This window comes from Paenarthrobacter sp. TAF1, from assembly GCF_052113825.1.
Lineage (GTDB): Bacteria > Actinomycetota > Actinomycetes > Actinomycetales > Micrococcaceae > Arthrobacter > Arthrobacter nicotinovorans.
Genome location: NZ_JBFRDO010000007.1, coordinates 123,442 through 147,922 on the forward strand (window position 1 = coordinate 123,442; position 24,481 = coordinate 147,922).

Genomic DNA, 24,481 nt, shown 5'->3' on the forward strand with positions numbered 1-24,481 from the left:
CTGTGGGTGGGTGGCGTTCAGTGCGCGTTTGGGCTGTCCCGCGTGCTGAGGGTGGCTTCTTTGCCGGTGGTGCATGTGATCCGTGGAATCGATTCCAAATGTGTTCAAAAGAATCGGCCTTGCGGCCGTGGAATCGATTCCAAAGTAGTGTGACAGGGACCACGGAGAGCTGTCAACCCTCTTTATTTGGTGGAGTCCCGGATGACGAGTTCGTGCGGGAGGAAGGTTCTTCCCTTGCGATGTGAGCCCTCGACGGTCATCCGCTCCAGGAGTTCGGCGAAAGCGACTCGGCCCATTTCGTAGGCGGGTTGGCGGACCGTGGTTAGCTCCGGGACGCACATTTCCGCCTGAGCCGAGTCATCGAAACCTGCCACGGCAATGTCTTCTGGAACTCGTAGTCCGGCGTCGGTGAGTTCGCGGACGCAGCCGGCAGCGACTACGTCGGTCCCGCAGAAAACGGCGTCCGGGAGGTCTTTTGCTTTGAGGAGCTTCTTGGCGAGCGTACGGCCGGCGTGGAAGCCGAAGTTGCCTTCACCGAACAGGATCTGGTCTTGTTCCAAGCCTGCTTCCTTGAGTGCCTGGCGGAAGCCTTCCTCACGCAGCCGACCCGAGCGGGCTCCCCTGTGGGCGAGCATCGCCAGCTTCTTGGCGCCTGTGTCGATTAGATGCCTGGTGATGTCGTAGGCGGCCTGGCGGTCATCGATGGACACCCCGAACGCGGCTTCGGCGTCGACAATTTCACAGACTTGGATCACGCTCAATTGCTCGGCGACAGTGTTTACGTCGTCGTCCGGCATCGTTGGCGAGAAGATCACGAGCCCGTCCACTGAGCCGTTGCGCAGCATGTCCACGAGTTGCTGCTCGCGGTCAAGGTCTCCGTCGGTCGCTGCGATGAGGCTGACGTAGCCGTTGTCCGCGGCTGCGTCACCGACACCGCGGAACACTTCACTGATCACGAGGGAGTCCAGATTCTTAGCCAGGGCCAGGACGCGCATTGTGCGGTCTCTTCGGAGGTCCCTTGCCGAAGCGAGAGGACGATAGCTGAGCTGACGGATGGCGGCGTTGACCTTCTCCTTGGCCGCCTCGCTAACAGCCGAACTACCGTTCAAAACGCGCGACACAGTCCCCACGGACACACCTGCCGTCTTGGCGACGTCCTGAACTGTCGGCCGAGCCATTCGTTTGTCCTTCCGAGGGCATTGAGCTTGGTCTCTGCCGTCACGCCGCTGCGGCGCCCACCGGCGTTCCTCAGCATATCTGCACCGCTTGGGCATGCGGGTGGGTAAACGGCCGTCTCATACGAGCACATCGACCGAGCCGAATTGGACGAGCGGCACAAAGCCGTCCGCAGGGACGCATTGTCCGAACGGATCGCATGGACCGCCACATTCACGAGCGTCGACCCAGCTGGTATAAGCCTTCCGGGAGAGACTGCGAATTGCACCGTCCACTCAGTCTCATTTTGAACAAGGGACCGAATGAAGACCTATTCTGTCGGTGGTGCCAGCTAGTGTTTATGAGGAAGAAGGAGTTGCCGATGACCATTGAGTTGAACGCACTGCTCAAGACACTGAGCGGACGCACAAGGGAAAAATTTGAACGGATGCCTTCCGTGGTGTTGAAGGACGGATCCTTCGACGTTGAGAAGCTACCTGTTGACAAAGCCGAATGGCACAGGTTGACAGACGTTGTTGCCGTCATGTTTGACCTCAAGTCATCGACAAATCTTGAGAAGGGCCGGAAGCCGCCTAGTACAGCGAGTATCTACGACGCAGGAGTCGGCGGAGTTGTGCAGATCTTCGGCAAGTTTGACGCTGACTTCGTGGACATACAGGGTGACGGCGGCTTCGCTCTGTTCTGGGATGAACGCCATTACGAGCGTGCGATGTGTGCGGCCATTTCAATTCACAACTTCAGCGATGACTTTGAATCACAACTCAAGACAAAGTGGCCGGATGCTCCAACTACAGGATTCAAAGTAGGCGTTGCCAGCGGGCAGATACTCGCAAAACGTGTTGGGCTACCTCGACACCTCAACATGCAAGAACCGGTGTGGGCAGGGCGTCCTGTGAACTATGCTGCAAAGGCTGCACAGCAGACCGAGCCTGGACTAACTCTCGTCACGGGCAGCGTTTGGGACGCCTTGGCAGATAACGACTACCTCGCGTTCTCCTGTGGCTGCGACGACGGAGTTCCGGGAGGCGAGCCGTCCTTTCTGTGGGAAGAACGCACACTCGACAAGATTCCGGATGATGAACAGTTCGGCCAGGTGCTTAAAAGTGGGTGGTGCGAGAATCACGGCGAGGACTATTGCAATGCCATCCTTCGCGGTGAAACATTCCGAGCGGAGATATCTGAAAAACTTCGTAGCCGGCAAACTTTGCTCGCTTCTGGCTCCGAGAATGAGCTCGCGGAAGCTCGCAAACGGAGGGCTCAGATACGCAAAGCCCTCGAAGCCGAAGTCCCGCAACGGGATCCGAGATTCCAACCGCGCCCAGGAGAACTGTAGTGGTCGGGCCTAGCAAGCGACAGACCACGCGTGCGCTGCAGCTAGCATCCAGTATTCTTCGTGAGGCGCGAGAGGAACTTGTCCGCGCCGATGGCAAGGCATCTCTCCTGCTGGCCGCTGCGGGAATCATAATCGGTGCCCTTCTTGCGGCATTCCTCGCTGGCACCTGGCACCCCTCCAAGCTAAAGGACTGCCTGGAATGGCTCTGGTGGTTGGGAACTGCTCTAGGCTCACTCGGGATAGTCGCACTTGCTTGTGCCGTGTTCCCCCGAACTACATATCGAACGAAGCGAAGGCCTGGGATCGTATCGTATTTTGGCGACGTAGTCGGGTTGACGGCACAGGAGATTGAGGCTGGAATCATCGCTACCGCTGATCAAGAAGGAAGTGCAACTTATGATCAAGTGAGAGCAATTTCCTTCGTTGTGGACAAAAAGTATCGCTGGATTCAAAGGGGCATGTTATTACTTGGGACGGCTGCCACGTGCTGCGTCCTGGCCGTCCTTATAGATGGATGGATTTAGAACCTTAACATCCAAAGAATTTAGTCTGCCGCACACCACCACACAATCCGCATGGCCATGGAGGGAAACGTGACAGCCGAATCGCCATGAAAAGTAAGTAATAATCCGAGTCGCAGCACGGAGTGGTTCTTCGGCGTATCGTAGATTGGGATTTCGTTGTTACTGACCATGGCGCCGGCGATGTCCTGGCAGCGGCTGCCCGGCTGGTCCCCGCCCACTACACCAGCCAGCTCGTGGACCCGAGCGTCTGCAAATGCATCGTAGGCCCTTGATATGGCAAACGAACTTCAGTGAAAGGTTGGTAATGGGGCGTCGTCGGGGATTTGTCGCAGAAATGCGCGAGCAGGAGGCAGCGGCCCGGCAGACGGAGCAAGCCTTCACGGCGGAACAACGGGCAACTGCTGCGTTCCAGCGGGCTTCAGAGGCTGAGCGGAAGCGTTTGGAGAAGGAAGCTGCTGATGCCCACGTCGCCGACAAACAGGCTGAGGTGGAGCACCTGAACGCCGAACCTTCTGCGCTGTACGACCAAGTCGATTCTCTTCTGGAAGCAACTATCGAGGTTGACGACTACGTGAATCTTGAAGCGCTGTGGCAGACGGCGCAGCATCCTCCGTTTGATCGATCCCTTGAGATTCCGACACCGCCCCCTGTAGTCCTTTTGGATCCCGAAGAGCCCAATTCAGCCTCCTGCTATCTGGGCAGCATTATTTGCGTAAATACCAAACCAAACACACACGGTATCTGTCTGTCAGACAGTTACCGTGTGACCAAAATGTACGCCTATGAAAATCACCGACGGACTCTCAGCCGCGTACTAGCCCAGCAAGTTCCAACCACGCCGAACTCAAACTCAGCTAGTTCCACGGCGAGACGAACGGTATATCAGGGCTTACCGGAGTATATGACCTGGAAGATTCTCCAATGACGAATCGTGATGGGATTCTTCACAAATAACTCTATATTGACTCTGTAGATAGTAAAAACCTTCCCACAACTGCGATAATTCACTATCCGGACAAGCTGTTAGAGCATCCCCAAATTTTGTACTACTGAAGTTTGCAATGGACATGTTTGACACTGGCTCACTTCCACCCAGATTGTTCTGGCGAAAATGTGGTGGAGTACTGAAGACCGCATGGGAGAAGAAAATTCCTTTGAAGAAGTTCGTTCTCCCGAAAGCAGCTTCGGCCTGAAAATCCGCGGCCCTAAACCAAGCATTGCCGGCAAAGGAGGCGCCAGCAAACCACGCGTGAGTCGTAAATAGGCAGCCATCAAACTGTGCATTTTTAGCGAAATAAGCATTGCGCAGGTTAACAGTTCCGCAGAATATCGAAGTATTGAAATTTATTGTTTCAAGAAACTTAGATCCCGAAAAATCAAGAGCGGGCAAATATGATCCGCTAAGATCAAAAGAACAATCCGACCAAGATTGCGGATCGTCAATCTGCCGACTAGTACCCCTCGAGATCGAAGACAGTATGGCACCTCTTACTGCAAACTCGGCTCGGGCATGCTTGCTGGCTTCACGTCCGAGATTATGCATGCGCTTCCTATAGGAATCAACTACCTTGGACTCCGCCTGGGAAGTTTCGTCTGGGCCGGGCTTCATGGACGGGGGTATCCCGAGGGGCGAAGCGACATTCCTAATTTGATCACTGGCCTCCAAGCTGTAGCTTATCGGCGTTCGGAGATAGCCACACAGAAGGTCAATGCACTGCTGCCGATTCTCCGCCCATTCATCAGTTAACGCCGCCAAAGCATAGGCTCCACCCATACGAGTGGCGACCTTGTCCGACCCGAGCATGTCTGCTGCTTTCGCGAATCGTTCACTGAAATGTTCGACACTACTGAGGGCAGAAGCTCTTCTCTCAATTTGCAATCTTTCATCCGCCTGAAGGTGCCCCCTATATCGAAGAACGGTAAAGGCAACAAAGACCAGCCCACCGAACAGTCCTGCAGCAACAGTTATGGCTGATGCCCGACCACCCGAAGCCCCGGACGGCACGCCTGAGGTTTCGGAGGGTGAAGTCGGCATCCCGGTAGGGAGCGTCTGGCTTCCGGGAGAAGGCGCTGTTGAATCGAGGAATGACACAGCATTGAAAGCAAATCGAAAAAATAGTAGGAATAAACACGAGCAAAGTAATGCAACAAAGATCATTACGGCCAGAGTTTCATTATTCTTGTGTTTCCCCGAACTCGCCTTCTTAGTCTCGCGTCGAACCCACAGAAAGGCAAATAGAGTTAAAGCGACTGTGATGAGTACCGCTGACTCAACCGGGTTCTGTGTCATAGCGCTGACTATCTTCCTCTCGATACCACAACCGTCTCCTTGCGACGGAAAAAAGGCGCGAGTAGTTTGCACTTACCGGCGCCTTTCGCGCTGGCAAACGCAGCTAGCGAACCATTAGGATGGAGGACCTACTCGCGATCAAGCCGTCTATCCCTTCAATGCAAGACTACGCGCACTCCTTCATACCAGAGCTGCCCGGACGCACAACCAACGGATCGCTCGTCCATGCGTGTTTCCTCGTGTCCGCCAAAGCGAGCTAAGGCCGCAGACAGGTACGCCGCCGGACGCGCGCAACCATCACACAAACTTTCTCGATAGCAAGCAGCGACTGAGAAGACCCTTCCTGGCTCCAGTGCCTGTGCCCAGAATCAGCGGTCAAGGTGAGTTCGCGAAGGGGCCGGGTGCTTCCACAAGCTCTGCGACGGCGACGAGACCCTTGGTATCCCAAACCCCCACCTCCCCGCCCACCACCTTGACTCCCACCCCCACCTTCCCTAAACTTTTCATAAAGCAGAATCTAAATTCCACAAAGCGGAAACTGAGGCCAAGCACCAAGGCAACAGCCAAGCAGCAGGAAGATAGATCAAAGCCCCTCCTCGGAAGGACCTACGATGACGTACACAGTGAACTGCTCCATCCTCCTGACGGAGCTCCCCTTGCTCGAGCGCCCCGCCGCCGCGAAGGCAGCCGGTTTTGACGCCGTCGAGTTCTGGTGGCCCTTCGCCAGTTCGGTTCCCACCGACAAAGAGACAACCGAGTTTGAAACAGCCATCAAGGACGCCGGCGTTCAGCTCACGGGCCTGAACTTCAACGCCGGCAACATGCCCGGCGGCGACCGCGGCTTGGTTTCCTGGAAGGGACGTTGCTCCGAGTTCAAGGACAACATCGACGTCGTGGCCGGCATCGGTGAGCGCCTGGGCTGCAAGGCCTTCAACGCCCTCTACGGCAACCGCCAGGACGAGTTCACCCCTGAAGAGCAGGACGAACTCGCGGCCAAGAACCTCGCTGCAGCAGCTGAAGGCGTCGCCCGCATCGGTGGCACCGTCCTCCTCGAACCGGTCAGCGGCGCAGCCAAGTACCCGCTCCTCACCGCCGAAGACGCGCTCAAGGTCATCGCCCGCGTCAAGGCAGAATCCGGGGCACAGAACATCAAGCTCCTCGCCGACTTCTACCACCTGGCAGTCAACGGCGACGACGTCGAATCCGTCATCGAGAACCACGCCAAGGACTTCGGCCACATCCAGATCGCCGACAACCCCGGCCGCGGCGCTCCCGGAACCGGCACACTCCCCCTCGGCGAATGGATCGCCCGCAGCCGCGAACTCGGCTACGACGGCTACATCGGCCTCGAGTACAAGGAACCGCAGGAAACGGCTTTCAGCTGGGCCATCCGCCAGCGCGCCAACGCCAACTAGCATCCAGCACACCTGAGCTAAAAAGACTTTCAGAAAGAGAACCACAATGAGCAACGTTGCAGTCATCGGACTCGGAATCATGGGCCTCCCCATGGCCATCAACCTCGTCAAGGCCGGCCACACGGTCACTGGTTTCAACCGCAGCCAGGACAAGATCGACAAGCTCGTCTCCGAGGGCGGCCAGGGTGCCACGAGCATCGCGGACGCAGTCAAGGACGCCGACGTCGTCATCACCATGGTCCCGGACTCCCCCGATGTTGAGGGCGTAGTCAGCGGCAAGGACGGCGTCTTCGCCAACGCGAAGAAGGGCACCATCTGGATCGACGCATCCAGCATCCGCCCGGACGTCGCCAAGCGCCTCTCGGACGACGCAGTCGCAGCCGGCATCCGCCCGCTCGACGCTCCCGTATCCGGCGGCGAACAGGGCGCAATCGACGCCGTCCTGTCCATCATGGTCGGCGGCGAAGCTGCAGACTTCGAGGCAGCACAGGATGTCCTCAACGCAGTGGGCAAGACCATCGTCCACGTCGGCCCGTCCGGCTCCGGCCAGACCGTCAAGGCAGCAAACCAGCTGATCGTAGCCGTCAACATCCAGGTCCTCGGCGAGGCCATCGCCTTCCTCGAGGCCTACGGCGTAGACACCGACGCAGCACTGAAGGTCCTGGGCGGCGGCTTGGCCGGCTCCAAGGTCCTCGAGCAGAAGGGTCAGAAGATGCTCGACCGCAACTTCGACCCCGGCTTCCGCCTGGCCCTCCACCACAAGGACCTCGGCATCGTCACCTCCGCAGCCCGCGAAGCCAACGTCGCTGTCCCGCTCGGCGCAGTCGTCGCCCAGCTCGTCGCCGCAACCGTCAACCAGGGCGACGGCGGCCTCGACCACTCGGGCCTCTTCAAGCAGGTCCTCCAGCTCAGCGGCCGGAAGTAACCAGCCCCCACGGCAAAGAGTTTGTGTACAGCTAACGCCCGGAAAACACCTTCTAGAAGGCGTTATCTGTACACAAACTCGCTTCAGCACACCCAAAAACAGACTTCAAGGAGTACACCATGGCTAAGATGCGCACCGTTGACGCGGCAGTCGCCATCCTGGAAAAGGAAGGCGCAACCGAAGCTTTCGGTCTGCCCGGCGCAGCGATCAACCCCTTCTACTCAGCAATGCGTGCCCACGGCGGCATCCGGCACACGCTGGCCCGCCACGTCGAAGGCGCCAGCCACATGGCTGACGGCTACAGCCGCGCCGCTGATGGCAACATCGGCATCTGCATCGGCACGTCGGGCCCCGCTGGCACGGACATGATCACCGGACTGTACGCAGCCCAGGCTGATTCCATCCCGATCCTCTGCATCACCGGCCAGGCACCCGTTGCCAAGCTGCACAAGGAAGACTTCCAGGCTGTGGACATCGAGTCCATCGCCAAGCCGTTGACCAAGTTCGCCATGACCATCCTGGAGCCGGGCCAGGTTCCCGGCGCGTTCCAGAAGGCGTTCCAGCTGATGCGCTCGGGTCGCCCGGGCCCGGTCCTGCTGGACCTGCCCATCGACGTTCAGATGGCCGAGATCGAGTTCGACATCGACGCCTACGAGCCCCTGCCCGTGGAGAAGCCAAAGGCCTCCCGCAAGCAGCTCGAAAAGGCACTGGACCTGCTGACCGCAGCCAAGCACCCGCTGATCGTTGCCGGTGGCGGCATCATCAACGCCGGCGCTTCGGCCCAGCTGGTTGAGCTGGCCGAGATCCTGAACGTTCCCGTAATCCCCACCCTGATGGGTTGGGGCGCCATCCCGGACGACCACCAGCTGATGGCCGGCATGGTTGGCCTGCAGACCTCGCACCGCTACGGCAACGAGACCTTCCTGCAGAGCGACTTCGTCATTGGCATCGGCAACCGTTGGGCCAACCGACACACCGGCGGCCTGGACACCTACACGGCCGGCCGTAAGTTCGTGCACATCGACATCGAGCCGACGCAGATCGGTCGCGTGTTCTCTCCGGACTTGGGCATTGCGTCCGACGCCGGTGCGGCGCTGGACGGTCTGTTGGAGCTGGCTCGCGAGCGTCAGGCAGCTAAGTCCCTGCCGGACTACTCGGTTTGGGTTGCCGAGTGCCAGGAGCGCAAGGGTTCCCTGCACCGCAAGACCAACTTCGACAACGTGCCCATCAAGCCGCAGCGCGTGTACCAGGAGATGAACAAGGCCTTCGGCCGCGACACCACCTACGTGTCCACCATTGGCCTGTCGCAGATCGCCGGCGCACAGATGCTGCACGTGTTCGGTGCCCGCAAGTGGATCAATGCCGGCCAGGCCGGCCCGCTGGGTTGGACCGCTCCGGCAGCTCTCGGTGTAGTGAGGGGCACCCCGGATGCCACCGTTGTTGCCCTGTCCGGTGACTACGACTTCCAGTTCATGATCGAGGAACTGGCCGTGGGCGCACAGTTCAACCTGCCGTACATCCACGTTGTGGTGAACAACAGCTACCTGGGCCTGATCCGTCAGAGCCAGCGCGGCTTCAACATGGAACAGAACGTTTCCCTGGCTTTCGAAAACATCAACAGCCCGGAGACAAATGGCTACGGCGTTGACCACATCAAGGTTGCCGAAGGTCTGGGCTGCAAGGCCATCCGCGTTGAGGACCCGAACGATCTGCCCACCGCTTTCGACAAGGCCAAGGCATTGATGGGCGAGTTCAAGGTTCCCGTGGTTGTTGAAGTGATCCTGGAAAAGATCACCAACATCTCCATGGGCGTTGAGATCAACGGCGTGAACGAGTTCGAAGAGCTGGCAGAGACTGCGGCGGACGCACCCACCGCGATCCTGGCCAAAGCGTAAGTAAGTAAAGGAAGGAGGCACCGGAATGCGTGTTGTCATCGCCCCGGACAAATTCAAGGGCTCGCTGTCCGCGCCCGACGTCGCCGAGCACCTGGCAACAGGCCTGCTGGCAGGCTTCGGCCACGGCATTGAAGCAACACGCATTCCGGTGGCCGACGGCGGCGAAGGAACCATCGACGCCGCCATCGGCTCCGGCTTTACCCGCCGGACCACCACCGTCACCAGCCCGCTCGGCGAGCCCGTGAAGGCCGACTTCGCGGTGCGGGACCAGGAAGCTGTCATCGAAATGGCGGCAGCTTCCGGTCTCGCCCTCCTCCCGGCCGGCCCCACCTCGCAGACAGCCAAGCAAGCAACCAGCATCGGCACGGGCGAACTCATCCGGGCCGCGCTGGACCTCGGCTGCCGCAAGATCATCCTTGGTGTGGGCGGCAGCGCCAACACCGACGCCGGCGCGGGCGTCCTGCAGGGCCTCGGCGCCGTTTTCCTGGACAAGGACGGCAACGAGCTCCCCGGCGGCGGTGCCGCTCTCGCGGACATCGACACAATCGACTTCTCCAACTTCGACGTCCGCGTCGAGGCAACGGAGTTCGTGTTGGCGTCCGACGTCGACAATCCCCTTCTGGGGGCCAGCGGAGCCCCGGCCATCTTCGGTCCGCAAAAAGGCGCGACGCCGGACGACGTCACCGAACTGGACGCCGCAGCAAGCCACTTCGTCGACGTCCTCGCAGCCACCACCGGGCAACATGCCAAGTACGCCGCCAAAGCAGAAGGCGCTGGAGCCGCAGGCGGCGTTGGCTACATTGCCATCGCGGCGCTGAAAGCAGAGCGGCGGCCGGGTATCGACGTCGTGCTTGAATTCACTGAACTCGAGCGCAGGCTCAAGGGCGCCGACCTGGTGATCACCGGAGAAGGCAGCCTGGACGAGCAAAGCCTGCTCGGCAAGACGCCCATGGGTGTCTCGCGGGCGGCACAAAGGGCCGGGGTTCCCGTGATCGCAGTGTGCGGCCGGAGTACCCTGAGCCGGGAACAACTCACGGATGCCGGCTTCCACACGGTCCACGCACTGACCGATCTGGAAAAAGATGTCCAAAAATGTATCGCTGAAGCAGGTCCGTTGCTTGAACAATTAGGGAAGCACATAGGCGTGTACCTGGCGGAACGGACCGAAAACAAGGAGTACCTCAATGTCTGAAGCAATCGGCGCCTATGACCTCGTTATCCGGGGCCAGCGCATCCTGACCACCGCCGGCCTCGCAGCCCGCGAAGTTGGCATCCGCGACGGCGTCATCGTCGCCATCGAACCCCTGGGCAACGGCCTGACGGGCAACGAGGTCATCGAACTCGCAGACGACGAAACCCTCATCCCCGGCCTGGTGGACACCCACGTCCACGTCAACGAGCCCGGCCGCACCGAGTGGGAAGGCTTCGCCTCCGCCACCCGTGCAGCAGCAGCCGGTGGCGTGACCACCATCATCGACATGCCGCTGAACAGCATCCCGCCCACCACTACCGTGGACGGCCTGGAGCAGAAGCGCGTGGTCGCCAAGGACCAGGCGTTCGTCGATGTCGGATTCTGGGGCGGTGCCATCCCGGGCAACAAGGCCGACCTCCGCCCGCTGCACGACGAAGGCGTCTTCGGCTTCAAGTGCTTCCTGCTGCACTCCGGCGTGGACGAATTCCCGCACCTGGACGCAGACGAGATGGAAGAGGACATGAAGGAACTCAAGTCCTTCGACTCCCTCATGATCGTCCACGCCGAGGACTCCCACGCGATCGACCGCGCCCCGCACCCGGGCGGCGACCACTACGAGACCTTCCTGGCTTCCCGTCCCCGCGGCGCCGAGAACAAGGCCATCGCCGAGGTCATCGAACGTGCCCGCTGGACCGGCGCCCGCGCCCACATCCTGCACCTCTCCTCCTCCGACGCGCTTCCCATGATCGCTTCGGCAAAGCGCGACGGCGTCAACCTCACCGTTGAGACCTGCCCGCACTACCTGACGCTCATGGCCGAAGAAATCCCCGACGGCGCCACGGCCTACAAGTGCTGCCCGCCCATCCGTGAGGCCTCCAACCGCGAGCTCCTCTGGAAGGGCCTGCAGGACGGCACCATCGACTGCATCGTCTCGGACCACTCCCCCTCCACACTGGATCTGAAGGACCTGGAAAACGGCGACTTCGCAGTGGCCTGGGGCGGCGTTTCCTCCCTCCAGTTGGGCCTGTCCCTGATCTGGACCGAAGCGCGCCACCGCGGCATCCCGCTGGAACAGGTCGTCTCGTGGATGGCTGAGAAGCCCGCGGCCCTGGCCCGCCTGCACAACAAGGGCCAGCTCGCCCTGGGCTACGACGCCGATTTCTCCATCTTCGCCCCGGACGAAGCCTTCGTCGTGGACGTCACCAAGCTCAAGCACAAGAACCCGATCACGCCGTACGACGGCCGTCCGCTGGCCGGCGTCGTCCGCAAGACGTACCTGCGCGGCACCCCGATCGACGGCCAGAACCCCGGCGGCAAGCTGCTCCGCCGCGGCAACGTTTAGGGTCCAGCGCCATGGCAGTCAATGCCTACGGGCCGCCCCCGTCGCGCGGTTCTTCCGCGCGGCGGCCCGGCTTGAACGCGCGCGGCCTGGCACTTTGGGTCAACCCGGCCGAGGGCGACGAGATCGATCCTGAGGTCTGGGAGCGGGCAGCACGACTTGTGCTGGCCCGCGCCATGAAACTTGCCCCGGAGGCGGAAGTCCGCATCTGGCCCGCCATCGGGGCACAGCACTCCGGCGTCGGCGACACTTCCTGGGGCGGCACTCCGCAGGAAGCCGCCGACGCCGGTACCACCGGCACACTCTCCCTCGCCGATGCCCTCGCGGAGGCCCGTTCCACGACAGGTCCCGACGGCGGCGACGGCGCCTCAGCGGGCGGCAGCACCGCCGTCGAGCCCGTAACTTTGGCGAGCCGCCGCAGCCAACTTGCGGTGGACCTCGCCGCTGAAGTAGTGCTGCTGGACGGCGAGCCCGTGGCCTTTACTGGCATGGAATACAAGCTGCTCCGCTACCTCGTGGTGAACTGCTCACGGGCCATCAGTCGTGAAGAATTGCAACGTTTCCTGGAGTCATTTGACCTTCCCGGCGCGGCATTTCGCTCGATCGACGTTTATGTTGGAAGGGTGCGGCGGAAGCTAGGCTCCGCCCGACACACCGTCGCCACCGTCCGTGGTGGCGGCTACCAGTTCGTGCCAGGGCCCTATGCCACAGTGCGCGGACCTGCGGAATACAGCATCTAAGTTCGCTGTTCTGTCTTCTAGACAATCCGTTTTTTGAATGACCAATGCCGGCCGTTTGCCGGTGAAACGTAAAGGATCGCCATGACCCAGAAACTCCTCGTCGGAACGCAAGCACCTGACTTTGCGCTGCTCGACGCCGACGGCACCAAGGTCTCGCTGTCCGACTACCGCGGACGCAACGTCATTGTGTACTTCTACCCGAAGGCGGCCACCCCCGGCTGCACCACCGAGGCCTGCGACTTCCGCGACAACCTCGCCAGCCTGCAGGGCAACGGCTACGACGTCATCGGGATCTCCCCGGACGGCCCCGAGGCCCTCGCCAAGTTCACCGGCGAATTCGCACTGACCTTCCCGCTGCTCTCCGACGAAGACCACAAGGTTGCACTGGCCTACGGCGCCTGGGGCGAGAAGCTGGTGGACGGCGAAATCGTCGAAGGCCTGGTCCGCTCCACCGTTGTCCTCGACGGCGAAGGCACTGTGAAGCTCACCCAGTACCAGGTTTCTGCGCAGGGCCACGTCCAGGCGCTCAAGGAAGAGCTGGGCGTCTAACCCTCGCTCACATCCCGCGTGCTTGAACCCGACGCTCGCTCACATCCCGCGTGCTTGAGCGAAACCCTCGGGCAGAAAACTGAACAAATCCTGTAACGCCCGCTCACCCATATGAGCGGGCGTTACATATGTCATGACTAAACGTGACAAATACCCAGCATCATTAGTTAATGGAGCCATGGTCTCAACCTCGCCCCCTCGCCATGCTGTCGTCGTCGAAGATGACGCCGACATCCGCGGCCTCCTCGTACTCGTCCTCGAGCAGCTCGACTTCGTGGTGACCGAGGCACCCGACGGTCTTTCCGGCGTCGAGGCCGTCCGCAGGACCAACGCCGAACTGGTGACCCTGGACATCAACCTCCCCGACATCGATGGCATGGAAGTGTGCCGCCGCCTCCGCGAATTCTCGGATGCCTACGTCCTGATGCTCACCGCCCGGGCCGACGAAATCGACCGCCTCAACGGCCTGGACACCGGCGCGGATGACTACATCAACAAACCCTTCAGCCCCAAAGAACTCCAAGCCCGCATCCGCGCGCTGTTCCGTCGGGCCCGCACACCCGCTGCTCCCGCCGAAGACACGCGGCAAAGCGACGAACTCGAGCGCGCGGCAGTTGTGCAGCAAAGCCTCCTCCCGCGCGAAACAGTCCGACTGGACGGATACGACGTCGCCGGCGCCTTCCGTCCGACGCGCAGCGTTGGCGGGGACTTCTACGACTGGTACCAGACCCGCGACGGCATGCACCTGACCTTCGCCGACGCCATGGGCAAGGGAATGGGCGCCGCCCTGATCGCAGCCACCGTCCGTGCCGTGATGCGGTCCGTCGCTGACACGCCCGCCATTGATGACGCCTTCGGTTCCGCCAGCCTCACCATCGCCGCCGACCTCGACCAGTCGGGCTCGTTCGCCACGATGTTCCACGCCCGCCTGGACAGCGCGTCCGGCAAGCTCAGCTATATCGACGCCGGCCACGGACTCGCGCTGCACATTCCGGCTGAGGGGGCGGCACAGAGGCTCATCTCCGCCGGTCCGCCCGTCGGCATCCTGGACGGACAGCACTGGCCGGCTTCGGAACTGGACCTGGAGCCGGGAGATTCCCTGGTGATCGTCAGCGATGGTGTGCTGGACGCCCACGACTCCCTGGAGGACTTCCTGCGGAACGTCGAGAAAGCCGCGCGTACCGGGACTACCTCGGACGAAGTGTGCGCCGCCCTGCTGGAGCTGGCACCCGCGGCAACAGCCGAAGACGACGTGACCGCCGTCGTCGTCCGCCGCAGACCTGACGCTACGCACTAAAGCCACAAGGGGGGGGAATGTGACACGATTCTGGACTCGGTTGATCGTTGTCCTGACAGTGATTCTGGGCGTCAACTATGTGGCGTGGCGCTGGATGGCGTCGCTCAACTGGGAGGCGTGGTGGATCGCCGTCCCGCTGGTGATTGCAGAGACGTACAGCCTGATTGACGTGATGTTGTTCGGCCTGACGGTCTGGAACATCAAGTTCCGCAAACCGCCGCCCCCGGCCCCGGACACGGCCACCGTGGACGTCTTCATCACCACTTACAACGAACCCCTGGACCTCGTGCTGACCACAGCCCTGGCCGCCAAGAAGATCACCTGGCCGCACAGCACCTGGATCCTCGACGACGGCGACCGCCCCGAGATGCGCCAACTCGCCGAATCGCACGGGATCGGCTACGTGACGCGCGGCGCGGACTGGACGCCCGACATGCCGCGGCACGCCAAAGCCGGCAACCTGAACAACGCGCTCATGATCACCTCGGGCGAGTACCTGTTGATCCTCGACGCCGACCAGATCCCCGAGCCGGACATCCTGGACAAGACGCTGGGCTACTTCAACGACGACCGCGTGGCCCTGGTCCAGACCCCGCAGTACTTCATCAACGTCCCCGCCGACGATCCCCTGGGCAGCCAGGCACCCCTGTTCTACGGCCCCATCCAGCAGGGCAAGGACGGCTGGAACGCCGCGTTCTTCTGCGGCTCCAACGCGATCCTGCGCAGGGAAGCGCTCATGCAGCTGGGCCTGGTGGGCTACGTGAAGGCCACGGAGAAGAGCGTCCGCCGCGCCCTCGCAGCGTCCCGGACCGCCATCAAGAAGGCGCGTCGCTCTGCTGAGGCTGAGAACCCGCTGGTGGAGCAGATGCTGAACGAGGTTGAGGCCGCCACGGAATCCGCCCAGAAAGAACTCGAAGCCGGAGCATCCCTGAGCGAGATCACCTACCGGGTCCGCCGCAAAGTGGACGACGGCGTCCGAACCCTCGTGGCCGCCGACTTCTCCGCGCTCCAATCCGACCTCGAAGAAATCGCCGCGATGGAACTTGCCCACGTCGGTGAGTCGGGCGTCACCACCGTGGCGAGTGACGCCGTCGACCGTATGTCAGGGCGCGACTGGTCCCCTCTGGGCGCGCTCGAGTCCGTCCACGCCGTCCTGGACGCCATCTCGGTGGAACGCACCGACGAAGCCCAGCCGATCATGCCCCTGGCCACCATCTCGGTCACCGAGGACATGGCCACCGCAATGCGTCTGCACGGCCTGGGCTGGAAGAGCGTGTACCACCACGAAATCCTGGCCAACGGACTGGCGCCCGAGGACATCAAGACCATGCTGACCCAACGCCTCCGCTGGGCCCAAGGCACCATCCAGGTCCTGCTCCGCGAGAACCCCCTGGTGCAGCGTCGTCTGTCGTGGGGCCAACGGCTCATGTACTTCTCCACCATGTGGAGCTACCTCAGCGGCTTCGCGGCCGTTATCTACTTCGCCGCTCCCATCATCTACCTGACGCTGGGCATCCTCCCGGTCAGCAGCTTGAGCTACGACTTCTTCATCCGCTTCATCCCGTTCATGGTGGTCAACCAGCTCCTGTTCCTGGTGGCCGGGCACGGGATTCCCACCTGGCGGGGGCAGCAATACAGCCTCGCGCTGTTCCCCACCTGGATCAAGGCCTGCACGACGGCGGCCCGCAACGTTTGGTTCGGCCGTCCCCTTGGGTTCGCGGTCACCCCCAAGGCGCGGCAGAGCGGCGGCCCGAGTTGGAGCCTCATCCGCCCGCAGATCATCGTGGCTGCGCTGCTGACTGTTGCGCTGATTGTCGGCCTAATCCGGTTGCTCGCCGGAATGTCAGAGCCTCTGGGGACACTGGTGAACGTGGCCTGGGTGGCGTTCGATCTCGTGGTCCTGAGCGTGCTGGTCAAGGCAGTTTTGTACAAGGGTTTTGTGCCTGAAAATGGGCCCGAGCATGGTGGGCCGGAACGCCCGGAGGAAAGGAAAGCAGATGCCGTTTAGCTATGAGGTCAAGGACTCCTACGCGGAGGTGAAGAGCGTGGGCCGGCTGAACATGGTGGCAGCGCCCAAGCTGCGTGAGGTAGTGAATGAGGTGGTGGCCGGCGGGTCCAGCCGCGTCGTGGTCAACCTGGCCGAAACGGACTTCATGGATTCCTCGGGCCTGGGGGCGCTCATTGGCTGCCTCAAAGCTGCACGCCAGGCCGGTGGTGACCTTCGGATCGCGGCCGTTCAGCCTCAGGTCAAAATGGTCCTGGAATTGACCAACATGGATCGTGTCCTCACTGCCTACCCCACGGCCGAAGCCGCGTTCGGCGATGACTGACGTACTCGCCCGGCGGGGATACCACGGGCCCTCCAACGAAGACGCCATCGAAGCCATCCACAACGAGCTCGACTCCCTGTGGGACGACGCCTCCTTTGTGCCCGACATGGACCGGATGACCTTCGCCACCGCCGTGATCGAAGCAGCGGCGAACATCGTCCAGCACGCCCTTCCCGTGGCTGAGAAGCCGGTGGAGATCGACGTCGACATCAGCGTCCGCCCGGCCCGGCTCATTGCCCGGGTGAGTGCCTTTAATGCCCGGGAACCGTTCGCCGACGACATGCAGGCCTCGATGCCCGATGCGGAGGCAGAATCCGGACGTGGGCTGGCGCTGATCGAAGCTTTGGTGACGACGGTGACGTTCGAGCGCCAGGACGGCACGAACACCTGGATCCTGACCCGCAACACCTGACCCTCGCTCACATCCCAAGTGCTTGGGCCGGACGCTCCCTCACATCCCAAGTGCTTCAACCCAACCCTTGCTCACAACCCAAGTGCTTCAACCCAACGCTTACTCACAACCCGGGCGCCTCAACCCAACCCTTGCTCACATCCCAAGTGCTTGAACGCAACCCTCCGTCACAACCTCGGCTTTTGAGCCGCAACGCGTTTTCTTGACCCTTCGCCAAGCGCAAAGCAGCGTGGAAGCGCTCGGAGGATCCGCCGTCGAGCGTTCCAGTGAACCGGGTGTCCAGGTAACCGCAGCACGGCCCGGAAGACGAGCAAGCGTCAGGACCAAGCACGCGGGATGTGAGCGAGCGTCAGGCCTTGGCGATCGCTTCCTTCAGCGCGCCGAGCACCAGGGTCACCGAGGCACTGTTGGCGTTCGGGCCCATCATGCCGATGCGCCACACCGTATCCGCGAACTCCCCAACCCCCGAGCCGATCTCCATGCTGAAGTTCTCCAGAAGGTAGGCGCGGACGGCAGCCGAGTTGACGCCGTCGGGCACTTTGACCGTGGTGAGGCTCGGCAGTCGAGAGCCCTCGGCGGCAAACAGCTCGAGCCCCATTTCCTGCAACCCGTCCTGCAAAGCGGCGCCCGCCGCCCGGTGCCGCGCCTGCACAACGTCCAGGCCCTCCGCCAGGATGCGGTCCAGTGCGGCTTCGAGGCCTGCGATCATCGTGACCGGCGCAGTGTGGTGGTACGTCCGGGCTCCGCTCGCCGCGCCAACGTAACCGCCTAGCAGGCCAATGTCGAGGTACCAGGAGCGCGGGTCCTTGACACGGCGTTCGAAGGCGCGGTCGGACACCGTGAACGGCGAGAGGCCCGGCGGAACGCCGAGGCACTTCTGGGTTCCGGCGTATCCGACGTCGATCCCCCAGTCGTCTGCCAACAGCTCCAGTCCGCCGATGGACGTGACAGCGTCGGTGATGAGCAGGGCGTCACCCTTGCCCGCACCGAGGGCAGCGATGTCGGAGAGCACACCCACGGACGTCTCGGCGTGAACCGCGGCGATGACCTTGGGATTGGGGTGCGCTGAGAGAACGCGGTCGGCGTCCACAGGCTGGCCCCACTCGTGATCCACGCGAACAACCGTTGCCCCGCAGCGCCGGGCGACCTCGCACATGCGCACCCCGAATAGTCCGTTGACAGCGATGACTGCCACGTCGCCGTCGGACACTGTGTTCACGAAGGCTGCTTCCATCCCGCCTGAACCGGTGGCACTCAACGGAAGAGTACGCGCGTTGGAGGTGCCCCAGACGGTTCGGAGTCCTTCGCAAGTGTGGTCGAGGCGCTCGATGAACACAGGGTCGAGATGACCCAGCACGGGATACGCCAACGCGGCCATGGCTTCGGGGTAGCAATTGCTCGGGCCGGGACCGAACAGGAACCTGGACGTCAGAATGTCTGGCATGGCGAACTCCTTCAGCTGGTTGAGGTCATTCTGCCCCAGCATGCTGGGCGGAGCGAACCGCTATGCCGAGGTTCAGGCTGATCAGGGTTTGGTTCAGCAATCGACTGGTCTGTTTGAGCGGTATGCACCATCGACATAATTCGCAGAATATCGAGGGTTTTACCGGTCGGATGGCATCATGGCCTTAGTTCGGGGAATGCCATACGCGAGCGGGACCAAGATGGGCGTAAGCCTGATTCCGTGCCGCATGCTGAAAGAATCGGGGATCTTTTGAAAAAACATAACGTGGGTCTGAAAGCTGTCTTTCTCCTTGCGGCGGCCATTGCAACTTCATCATGTTCAGCGCCCCCCGCCGCCGCTCCGGCTGCGCCCAGCTCGTCAAACCCGGCTGCTTCCAGCCCCAGCGCAACAAATTCTTCGTCCCCTTCCTCAGCAAGCTCTTCAAGCAGCGACCCAACACCATCCAAAACCTCCTCTTCGGCGCGAGCAACGCCTTCCAGCTCTTCCGGCGCTTCGGCTTCCTCCGGTGCAGTTTCCACGGAGAAGGCAGGTTCGAGTTTGTCACTGTCCAACTTCTTCGAGCCTGAAAGCAATTGGACGGAGAACCGATTCGATGTCGCGGATAAATCGGGAGTCAGCGGTATCGCCACTACCATCAGCGGCTACGGCGATGCCCAGATGCTTGAGCTCCGGCTGGCGAACAACTTCGACACTTTGTCTTTCAACGTCGGTCAAGCCAACGATTCCAAGTCTTCGGACAAAATACTCGTTGTCAGGGTTGTGGGTAACGGCAAGCAATTGGATGTCAGGAAAGTGCCGTTCAACACCATCCAGGAAATCTCAGTCCCGGCAAAGAATGTCAATGCGTTGAAGATCGAACTGTCACTGGATAAGACGCCAAATCAGGATTCAAAGTCCATCCTGGCTGTGGTTTCTGACGTCACCCTCGACTGACCTCATGAACATCCCCACCCCGCCTGAACGGTCGCCCAACAGCAGTAAGAAGAGCGGGCTTCCGCGCCCGAATTTGGCGACTTGGGCAGCGCTGGCAACTATTGGAGCCCTTGTGGTGGCAGTTGCGACGTTCGTTTTGCAGTTTTTTGGGCCTTCATGGGGGCTCGGCGCAAATAACCTTTCGCCGCAAAGTTCAGCATCATCCAGCATTGTGGCGGAAAGCCGGGAATCTCCAGTACCAGGCCCAAGCGCATCCACCAGCCCTGCTGGGCCCTGCCTGGACGATTCCTGGAACCCGGTATCTTGCGACAGGGCACACTCAGCAGAGTTGATTTCAGCGGAAGGCCCCTGCACCCAGGATGCACTGATTTCCTATGCAGGAGGTGCAGCACCATTGGACACCCTCCGGGTCGACCTACAGCCGAAGACGGTAGAAGGGGTCGGCTGCCTCGTAGCTTTGCCGGAGGGGCTGGGAGTAAGGATAAAGGACGGACTCTCAGGTCGGGATCATGCCGTCCTGAGACGGTGTTCTGACCGGTTCTCACAACGCGACGTGAGCTGTGATCAGCCGCACACGGCCGAGATCGTGTATTCCAATCCGGATCCTGGACTGGCTGAAACGGACTGCAGAGCCCAAGCTGAGGAGTATACCGACAACGCGTTCAGTCGATACGGGACTAAGCTTGAGGTCCTGTCACGCACCTCGGCAGACGATACGACCTGTGTCGTGCAAGTCAAAGGCAGCAACGTACTGACCGGTTCTCTGAGGAACTTGGCCAGCCGAGCACTCCCTTTCTCACCTAGCTAGTGTCCGCCTAACCTTGGGCGGAGCTAACCAAGCCCGCCGGCTTCTTGGCGTGCCGGACCCTGTCCGCACCCCACACCGCGAGCGCAAGCAATGCGAAGACCGCCCCGAGCACGCTGGCTCCAGCCCAGCCCCAGGCGTCAAACACCGGCGCTACAGCCGCGGCCCCAGCCGCGCTGCCTACTGAGTAGAACACCATGTAGCTCCCAATAATGCTGCTGGCTGACTCTTCAGCCCCGGCCACGATCATGGTCTGGCTGCTGACGTGGACAGCCTGCACAGCAGCGTCCAGGACGATGATTCCGGCGATGAACCACAGCAGCGACCAACTTCCCATGGACAAGGCGAGCCATGAACCCAGGAGTGCAAAGAGGCTCACCCCTGTGACGTGCTGCCCCCGGCCACGGTCGGCTGCAGCACCCGCCTTGGACGCCGCCAGTATCCCCACTAGCCCGGCCAGCCCGAAGAGCCCGATAGCACCCGGAGGCAGGTTCCAGGACGGGCTGCCCAGGAGCAGCGACATACCGCTCCACAGCACGCCGAAGGACGCAAAGAGCAGCATGGTGATCAGGGCCCGGGTGCGGAATACGGGATTGTTCCGGGTCAGCACGACGACGGAGCAAACGGCCCGCCAGTAGCGCACCCATCCCCGGTCGCGGTTGTCGGACGGCAGGGCACGGAAGACCGCGATGGCCAGGACCGCCCCGGCCACAGCCGCGAGGACATAGACCGAGCGCCAACCCCAGAGATCCGTCATGCCTCCCGCCACTGTCCGCGCCAGGATGATGCCACTCACGACGCCGGCGGTGACGGTTCCGATGTTTCCTCCCCTTCGCGCGGGGGTGCTTGAGGCGGCGGTGAACGCCACGATGGTCTGCACGACGGACGATGCCAGGCCCAGGAACATGAAGCCGACGAGAAGGGCAGCCGGGGAGGACGCCAGGGCTACGGCCGTGGCTCCTGCCGAGGTGGCCCCGACCTGCAAGGCGATGAGTGCCCGGCGGTTCACCAGGTCACCCAGCGGCACCACGAGGACCAGGCCGAGGAGATACCCGGCCTGGGCCGACGCCACCACCCAGCCCACGCCGGCAACAGGAATTCCCACATCCGCTCCGATGCGTTCAAGCAGGGGTTGTCCGTAGTAGAGGTTCGACACCATGAACCCGGCGACGACGGCGAGCAACAGCAAGTGGCGACGGCCCAGTCCCGCCGGGGTGCTTGTCTGAATGCCGTTCCTCATAGAGCGCCTCCCGCAAGATGGTTTCAATATGCAACCATCTGACCCTATGGCAGAATGGTTTCATGTTGCAACCAATCGACATGGACTGGACAGACCCCGAGTGCCCCGTCGCCAGGACGGCCGACTTGGTAGGCGATAAGTGGACCTTGCTGATCATCCGGGACTCATTGGACGGCAAACGGCGGTTCTCGGAGTTCCAGAAGTCCCTGGGCGTGGCCAAGAACATCCTCTCGGACCGCCTGCGACTCCTGGTGGACAGGGGGATCCTCGCCCGGATTCCCAACGATCGCGGAACACGGAGCGAGTACGAGCTCACAAGTGCCGGGCTCGACCTCTTCACACTGATCCTCAGCCTCCGGCAATGGGGCGAGCGGAACGCGTTCGGCATCAACGAACGCCACTCCGTCCTACTCACCCACGCTACGGGTCAGCCGGTGCCACAGCTACGACCCCTGGGCCCGGACGGCAGTGACCTCCAGCCCCAGGAGACGCTGGTGGTCAAAGTGGGCCAGCCGGCACCGTGACGCGCCCCCAGCTTCCCCGGAATTCAAACTGCTAAGGTTACTCACCAATACCGAAGCCGCCACGATAGGGGACGCAAGTGACGACTGAAGGAAACGGGCCCGCAGAAAAGGGCATCCGGGGCGAGGTACACCAGGACCGCTTCGTTGCCGGACAGGATCTGACGCGCTGGAAGTCCCCCGCCGGCCGGACCTTGGCCCGGGGCGCCGAATGGGTCACCGGACTCCTGGGTCCATATGCCGCACTCATCATCACCCTGGCGGTGGGCCTGGGCGTCACCCTGACGTTGGCCTGGGCGTTCGGCGAAGTGTATGAGTCAGTGACCGAAGCGGATGGGGTGGCAGGCTTCGACCACCCCGTTCTGGATGCTGCCAAGTCGGTCCGGTCCCCCGCTGTGGACGCGGCCATCACGGCCTACACAAATATCGGCGGCACTGTGGGCATGCCCATCATTGCCGTGGGCATCATGATCTTCCTGGCCACACGGCGCCGCTCATGGACACCCGTCATCCTGATGCTCGCGGCCGGACTGGGCTCCCTGGTGATCACCATCCTGGGCAAGCCGATCTTCGGCCGCACCCGCCCCGACCAAGCCGACGCAATTCCGCCCTATGAGCATTCAGCCTCCTTCCCCAGCGGACACTCCCTGAACTCGATCGTGATCGCAGGCATCGTGGCCTACCTGATCATCCTGCGGCTCAACACCACGCGGGCACGGGTGGTCACGGTGGTCGTGGCGGCAGCCTTCGCCTTCACCATGGGCTTGAGCCGCGTCTATCTTGGCCATCACTGGCTGACCGACGTTCTGGCCGCGTGGGCCATCGGCATCGCCTGGTTGGCCTTGGTCATCACCGCGCATCGGCTCTACCTGACAGTGCGCACACGGCGTCATCGCGAGGTAGTCTCTTGACACCGGGCGGGCCGCTCGGCTTAACTGAATTACGTATGCTGAAATAACAGTTCCATGATGCGGAAGCTTGAAGCACCAGACTTCCTCCCGATAAAGCGGGAGTTCCGCATAGCCCACACCATGGATGCCAGCATTTTGCACGAGGATGACAAGCATGGAGCTTGCAGTATTCAACACGGCTGACCGGGACGAGGCCATCAGGACCTTGACCCCCTGCCTGGACATCAGCCGCTGGGTGGAAACCATCGTTGACGCGCGCCCCTACGCCAACGTCGACGATCTCCTGGGACAGGCCCAGCGCGCCGCCGAGCCGTTCACCCCTGCCGAAGTGGAGTCAGCCATGGCCCACCACCCCCGGATCGGTGAACGACCCAAGGCCCAAACCACCGAAGCCGCGATGTCGCGTTCGGAGCAGGCCGGTGTGGACCCGGGTGACAGCCAGACAACAGCAGCGCTGGCCGAAGGCAACCGCGCGTACGAGGAGAAGTTCGACAGGGTCTTCCTGATCCGTGCTGCAGGCCGCAGCGCACAGGAGATGCTCGCCGCCCTCCAGGAACGCCTCACCCACACCCCCGAAGAAGAAGACACAATCGTGGCCGGCCAGCTGCGGGAGATCGCACTGCTGCGGCTCTCCGGACTGATCAGCGAAGGAGTCAACGCATGAGCGTTTCACAAGTCACCACACACATTCTGGACACCGGTTCCGGCCGCCCGGCGACGGGTGTCGCCGTCGTGCTTTACGTCCGCGACGGCGACGACTGGACCTTGGTGGGCAAGGGCGAAACCGACGCCGACGGCCGGATCAAGAACCTGGGACCCGAGCGGATTCCCGGTGGCGCCTACCGCCTGAACTTCGCCACAGGTGCCTACTACGAAGGCCTGGGCACGGAGACGTTCTTCCCGGAAGTGGACCTCCACTTCACAGTTTCCGACGCCGGCGAGCACTACCACGTGCCCCTGCTGTTGAGCCCGTTCGCGTTCTCGACGTACCGCGGCAGCTAACCCGCCCCGCCGATGTGACAGTTGATGCCAATGTTCCCCGGGCAAAGTCAATTGGTGGGAGCAACGCTGGGGGTTAGGCCGCTTGTAGCAGCTGGTTTAGCCGGTTGGCTGGGGTCTCGAGGTTCAGTGTTGGTCTGGGGCGGCGGTTGAGTTTCGCTGCGACCAGGCGGATGTCCTCGGGGGTGTG

At 62.0% G+C, this 24,481-nt stretch carries 24 protein-coding genes and 1 pseudogene; 19 read left to right on the forward strand and 6 right to left on the reverse strand.

The genetic code is table 11. The features are described 5' to 3' along the window. Positions 1-182: 182 nt before the first annotated feature. A complete protein-coding gene (locus AB4Y81_RS12220) occupies positions 183-1,178 on the reverse strand; it encodes a LacI family DNA-binding transcriptional regulator (RefSeq protein WP_416429918.1) in 996 nt (331 codons plus the stop codon). 359 nt (positions 1,179-1,537) lie between these two features. Here AB4Y81_RS12220 and AB4Y81_RS12225 point away from each other — a divergent pair, with 359 nt between their 5' ends. The 3 genes from AB4Y81_RS12225 to AB4Y81_RS12235 all read left to right on the forward strand — a co-directional run bounded on the left by AB4Y81_RS12225 (position 1,538) and on the right by AB4Y81_RS12235 (position 3,958). Then, positions 1,538-2,509, forward strand: coding sequence for an adenylate/guanylate cyclase domain-containing protein (locus AB4Y81_RS12225; protein WP_441995992.1), 972 nt, complete (start codon positions 1,538-1,540; stop codon positions 2,507-2,509). Further along, a complete protein-coding gene (locus tag AB4Y81_RS12230) occupies positions 2,509-3,033 on the forward strand; it encodes a Pycsar system effector family protein (RefSeq protein WP_416429916.1) in 525 nt (174 codons plus the stop codon). The genes AB4Y81_RS12225 and AB4Y81_RS12230 overlap by 1 nt, the downstream gene beginning before the upstream one ends. Positions 3,034-3,367: 334 nt before the next feature. Next, positions 3,368-3,958, forward strand: a complete 591-nt coding sequence (locus AB4Y81_RS12235; protein ID WP_416429915.1) for a hypothetical protein — start codon at positions 3,368-3,370, stop codon at positions 3,956-3,958. Here AB4Y81_RS12235 and AB4Y81_RS12240 read toward each other — a convergent pair. Next, positions 3,923-5,323 carry a pentapeptide repeat-containing protein gene (locus tag AB4Y81_RS12240; protein WP_416429914.1) on the reverse strand — a complete coding sequence of 467 codons (1,401 nt, stop codon included), beginning with the start codon at positions 5,321-5,323 and terminating at the stop codon, positions 3,923-3,925. The two genes, AB4Y81_RS12235 and AB4Y81_RS12240, sit on opposite strands and share 36 nt — an antisense overlap. A gap of 375 nt (positions 5,324-5,698) precedes the next feature. Beyond that, positions 5,699-5,830 carry a hypothetical protein gene (locus tag AB4Y81_RS12245; RefSeq protein ID WP_416429913.1) on the reverse strand — a complete coding sequence of 44 codons (132 nt, stop codon included), beginning with the start codon at positions 5,828-5,830 and terminating at the stop codon, positions 5,699-5,701. Between the two features lie 104 nt (positions 5,831-5,934). On the opposite strand from AB4Y81_RS12245, the gene AB4Y81_RS12250 reads away from it, so the two are divergent. The 11 genes and pseudogenes from AB4Y81_RS12250 to AB4Y81_RS12300 all read left to right on the forward strand — a co-directional run bounded on the left by AB4Y81_RS12250 (position 5,935) and on the right by AB4Y81_RS12300 (position 17,417). Further along, positions 5,935-6,738 (forward strand): hydroxypyruvate isomerase family protein, encoded by an 804-nt coding sequence (locus tag AB4Y81_RS12250; protein WP_416429912.1) that lies wholly within the window; start codon positions 5,935-5,937, stop codon positions 6,736-6,738. 28 nt (positions 6,739-6,766) lie between these two features. Further along, positions 6,767-7,663: pseudogene (locus AB4Y81_RS12255) on the forward strand (2-hydroxy-3-oxopropionate reductase); the annotation flags it as partial. A 119-nt stretch (positions 7,664-7,782) separates the two neighbouring features. Continuing rightward, positions 7,783-9,558 carry a glyoxylate carboligase gene (gene gcl, locus AB4Y81_RS12260; protein WP_441995993.1) on the forward strand — a complete coding sequence of 592 codons (1,776 nt, stop codon included), beginning with the start codon at positions 7,783-7,785 and terminating at the stop codon, positions 9,556-9,558. A gap of 25 nt (positions 9,559-9,583) precedes the next feature. Beyond that, on the forward strand, positions 9,584-10,750 hold the full coding sequence (locus AB4Y81_RS12265; RefSeq protein ID WP_416429910.1) for a glycerate kinase: 1,167 nt from the start codon (positions 9,584-9,586) through the stop codon (positions 10,748-10,750). Further along, the gene (gene allB, locus AB4Y81_RS12270; protein WP_018778733.1) at positions 10,743-12,092 is read left to right on the forward strand and encodes an allantoinase AllB; all 1,350 of its coding nucleotides are present in this window, start codon (positions 10,743-10,745) and stop codon (positions 12,090-12,092) included. The genes AB4Y81_RS12265 and allB overlap by 8 nt, the downstream gene beginning before the upstream one ends. 11 nt (positions 12,093-12,103) lie before the next feature. Beyond that, entirely contained in the window at positions 12,104-12,829 is a 726-nt protein-coding gene (locus AB4Y81_RS12275) for a winged helix-turn-helix domain-containing protein (protein ID WP_018778732.1), read from the forward strand. An 81-nt stretch (positions 12,830-12,910) separates the two neighbouring features. Continuing rightward, on the forward strand, positions 12,911-13,378 hold the full coding sequence (gene bcp, locus AB4Y81_RS12280) for a thioredoxin-dependent thiol peroxidase (protein WP_018778731.1): 468 nt from the start codon (positions 12,911-12,913) through the stop codon (positions 13,376-13,378). 178 nt (positions 13,379-13,556) lie between these two features. Further along, positions 13,557-14,675 (forward strand): PP2C family protein-serine/threonine phosphatase, encoded by a 1,119-nt coding sequence (locus tag AB4Y81_RS12285; RefSeq protein WP_064722771.1) that lies wholly within the window; start codon positions 13,557-13,559, stop codon positions 14,673-14,675. A gap of 19 nt (positions 14,676-14,694) precedes the next feature. Beyond that, positions 14,695-16,683, forward strand: a complete 1,989-nt coding sequence (locus AB4Y81_RS12290; RefSeq protein ID WP_441995994.1) for a glycosyltransferase family 2 protein — start codon at positions 14,695-14,697, stop codon at positions 16,681-16,683. After that, complete coding sequence (locus tag AB4Y81_RS12295) at positions 16,673-17,005, forward strand: STAS domain-containing protein (protein WP_018778728.1); 333 nt, start codon at positions 16,673-16,675, stop codon at positions 17,003-17,005. The genes AB4Y81_RS12290 and AB4Y81_RS12295 overlap by 11 nt, the downstream gene beginning before the upstream one ends. Continuing rightward, positions 16,998-17,417, forward strand: coding sequence for an ATP-binding protein (locus AB4Y81_RS12300; protein WP_018778727.1), 420 nt, complete (start codon positions 16,998-17,000; stop codon positions 17,415-17,417). Before AB4Y81_RS12295 ends, AB4Y81_RS12300 begins: the two co-directional genes overlap by 8 nt. A gap of 349 nt (positions 17,418-17,766) precedes the next feature. On the opposite strand, the gene AB4Y81_RS12305 is transcribed toward AB4Y81_RS12300, so the two are convergent. Both AB4Y81_RS12305 and AB4Y81_RS12310 read right to left on the reverse strand, forming a co-directional pair. Then, positions 17,767-18,861, reverse strand: coding sequence for a pyridoxal-phosphate-dependent aminotransferase family protein (locus tag AB4Y81_RS12305; RefSeq protein WP_026267297.1), 1,095 nt, complete (start codon positions 18,859-18,861; stop codon positions 17,767-17,769). A 176-nt stretch (positions 18,862-19,037) separates the two neighbouring features. Beyond that, positions 19,038-19,433 carry a hypothetical protein gene (locus tag AB4Y81_RS12310; protein WP_156369769.1) on the reverse strand — a complete coding sequence of 132 codons (396 nt, stop codon included), beginning with the start codon at positions 19,431-19,433 and terminating at the stop codon, positions 19,038-19,040. Here AB4Y81_RS12310 and AB4Y81_RS12315 point away from each other — a divergent pair. Further along, positions 19,420-19,815: a hypothetical protein gene (locus AB4Y81_RS12315; protein WP_055972591.1), complete on the forward strand. Its 396-nt coding sequence runs from the start codon at positions 19,420-19,422 to the stop codon at positions 19,813-19,815. The genes AB4Y81_RS12310 and AB4Y81_RS12315 overlap by 14 nt on opposite strands. Before the next feature lie 815 nt (positions 19,816-20,630). Here AB4Y81_RS12315 and AB4Y81_RS12320 read toward each other — a convergent pair. Further along, positions 20,631-21,860, reverse strand: a complete 1,230-nt coding sequence (locus tag AB4Y81_RS12320; protein ID WP_441995995.1) for an MFS transporter — start codon at positions 21,858-21,860, stop codon at positions 20,631-20,633. A 62-nt stretch (positions 21,861-21,922) separates the two neighbouring features. Between AB4Y81_RS12320 and AB4Y81_RS12325 the strand changes: the two genes are divergently transcribed. The 4 genes from AB4Y81_RS12325 to uraH all read left to right on the forward strand — a co-directional run bounded on the left by AB4Y81_RS12325 (position 21,923) and on the right by uraH (position 24,294). After that, the gene (locus tag AB4Y81_RS12325; protein WP_441995996.1) at positions 21,923-22,384 is read left to right on the forward strand and encodes a winged helix-turn-helix transcriptional regulator; all 462 of its coding nucleotides are present in this window, start codon (positions 21,923-21,925) and stop codon (positions 22,382-22,384) included. A 77-nt stretch (positions 22,385-22,461) separates the two neighbouring features. Then, on the forward strand, positions 22,462-23,292 hold the full coding sequence (locus AB4Y81_RS12330; protein ID WP_394524613.1) for a phosphatase PAP2 family protein: 831 nt from the start codon (positions 22,462-22,464) through the stop codon (positions 23,290-23,292). 154 nt (positions 23,293-23,446) lie between these two features. Then, complete coding sequence (gene uraD / locus AB4Y81_RS12335) at positions 23,447-23,956, forward strand: 2-oxo-4-hydroxy-4-carboxy-5-ureidoimidazoline decarboxylase (protein ID WP_275776331.1); 510 nt, start codon at positions 23,447-23,449, stop codon at positions 23,954-23,956. Then, positions 23,953-24,294 (forward strand): hydroxyisourate hydrolase, encoded by a 342-nt coding sequence (gene uraH, locus AB4Y81_RS12340; protein ID WP_018778721.1) that lies wholly within the window; start codon positions 23,953-23,955, stop codon positions 24,292-24,294. Before uraD ends, uraH begins: the two co-directional genes overlap by 4 nt. The last annotated feature ends 187 nt before the right edge of the window (positions 24,295-24,481 follow it).

What these genes read in the sequence shown, in the direction of transcription:
- AB4Y81_RS12285 (WP_064722771.1), top strand. Translation starts at nt 13,557, where the DNA reads ATGGTCTCAACCTCGCCCCCTCGCCATGCTGTCGTCGTCGAAGATGAC.
- AB4Y81_RS12225 (WP_441995992.1), top strand. Translation starts at nt 1,538, where the DNA reads ATGACCATTGAGTTGAACGCACTGCTCAAGACACTGAGCGGACGCACA.
- AB4Y81_RS12320 (WP_441995995.1), bottom strand. Translation starts at nt 21,860, where the DNA reads ATGAGGAACGGCATTCAGACAAGCACCCCGGCGGGACTGGGCCGTCGC.
- AB4Y81_RS12275 (WP_018778732.1), top strand. Translation starts at nt 12,104, where the DNA reads ATGGCAGTCAATGCCTACGGGCCGCCCCCGTCGCGCGGTTCTTCCGCG.
- AB4Y81_RS12300 (WP_018778727.1), top strand. Translation starts at nt 16,998, where the DNA reads ATGACTGACGTACTCGCCCGGCGGGGATACCACGGGCCCTCCAACGAA.
- uraH (WP_018778721.1), top strand. Translation starts at nt 23,953, where the DNA reads ATGAGCGTTTCACAAGTCACCACACACATTCTGGACACCGGTTCCGGC.
- AB4Y81_RS12235 (WP_416429915.1), top strand. Translation starts at nt 3,368, where the DNA reads ATGCGCGAGCAGGAGGCAGCGGCCCGGCAGACGGAGCAAGCCTTCACG.
- AB4Y81_RS12220 (WP_416429918.1), bottom strand. Translation starts at nt 1,178, where the DNA reads ATGGCTCGGCCGACAGTTCAGGACGTCGCCAAGACGGCAGGTGTGTCC.
- AB4Y81_RS12295 (WP_018778728.1), top strand. Translation starts at nt 16,673, where the DNA reads ATGCCGTTTAGCTATGAGGTCAAGGACTCCTACGCGGAGGTGAAGAGC.
- AB4Y81_RS12240 (WP_416429914.1), bottom strand. Translation starts at nt 5,323, where the DNA reads ATGACACAGAACCCGGTTGAGTCAGCGGTACTCATCACAGTCGCTTTA.
- AB4Y81_RS12325 (WP_441995996.1), top strand. Translation starts at nt 21,923, where the DNA reads ATGTTGCAACCAATCGACATGGACTGGACAGACCCCGAGTGCCCCGTC.
- allB (WP_018778733.1), top strand. Translation starts at nt 10,743, where the DNA reads ATGTCTGAAGCAATCGGCGCCTATGACCTCGTTATCCGGGGCCAGCGC.
- bcp (WP_018778731.1), top strand. Translation starts at nt 12,911, where the DNA reads ATGACCCAGAAACTCCTCGTCGGAACGCAAGCACCTGACTTTGCGCTG.
- AB4Y81_RS12265 (WP_416429910.1), top strand. Translation starts at nt 9,584, where the DNA reads ATGCGTGTTGTCATCGCCCCGGACAAATTCAAGGGCTCGCTGTCCGCG.
- gcl (WP_441995993.1), top strand. Translation starts at nt 7,783, where the DNA reads ATGGCTAAGATGCGCACCGTTGACGCGGCAGTCGCCATCCTGGAAAAG.
- AB4Y81_RS12305 (WP_026267297.1), bottom strand. Translation starts at nt 18,861, where the DNA reads ATGCCAGACATTCTGACGTCCAGGTTCCTGTTCGGTCCCGGCCCGAGC.
- AB4Y81_RS12250 (WP_416429912.1), top strand. Translation starts at nt 5,935, where the DNA reads ATGACGTACACAGTGAACTGCTCCATCCTCCTGACGGAGCTCCCCTTG.
- uraD (WP_275776331.1), top strand. Translation starts at nt 23,447, where the DNA reads ATGGAGCTTGCAGTATTCAACACGGCTGACCGGGACGAGGCCATCAGG.
- AB4Y81_RS12245 (WP_416429913.1), bottom strand. Translation starts at nt 5,830, where the DNA reads ATGAAAAGTTTAGGGAAGGTGGGGGTGGGAGTCAAGGTGGTGGGCGGG.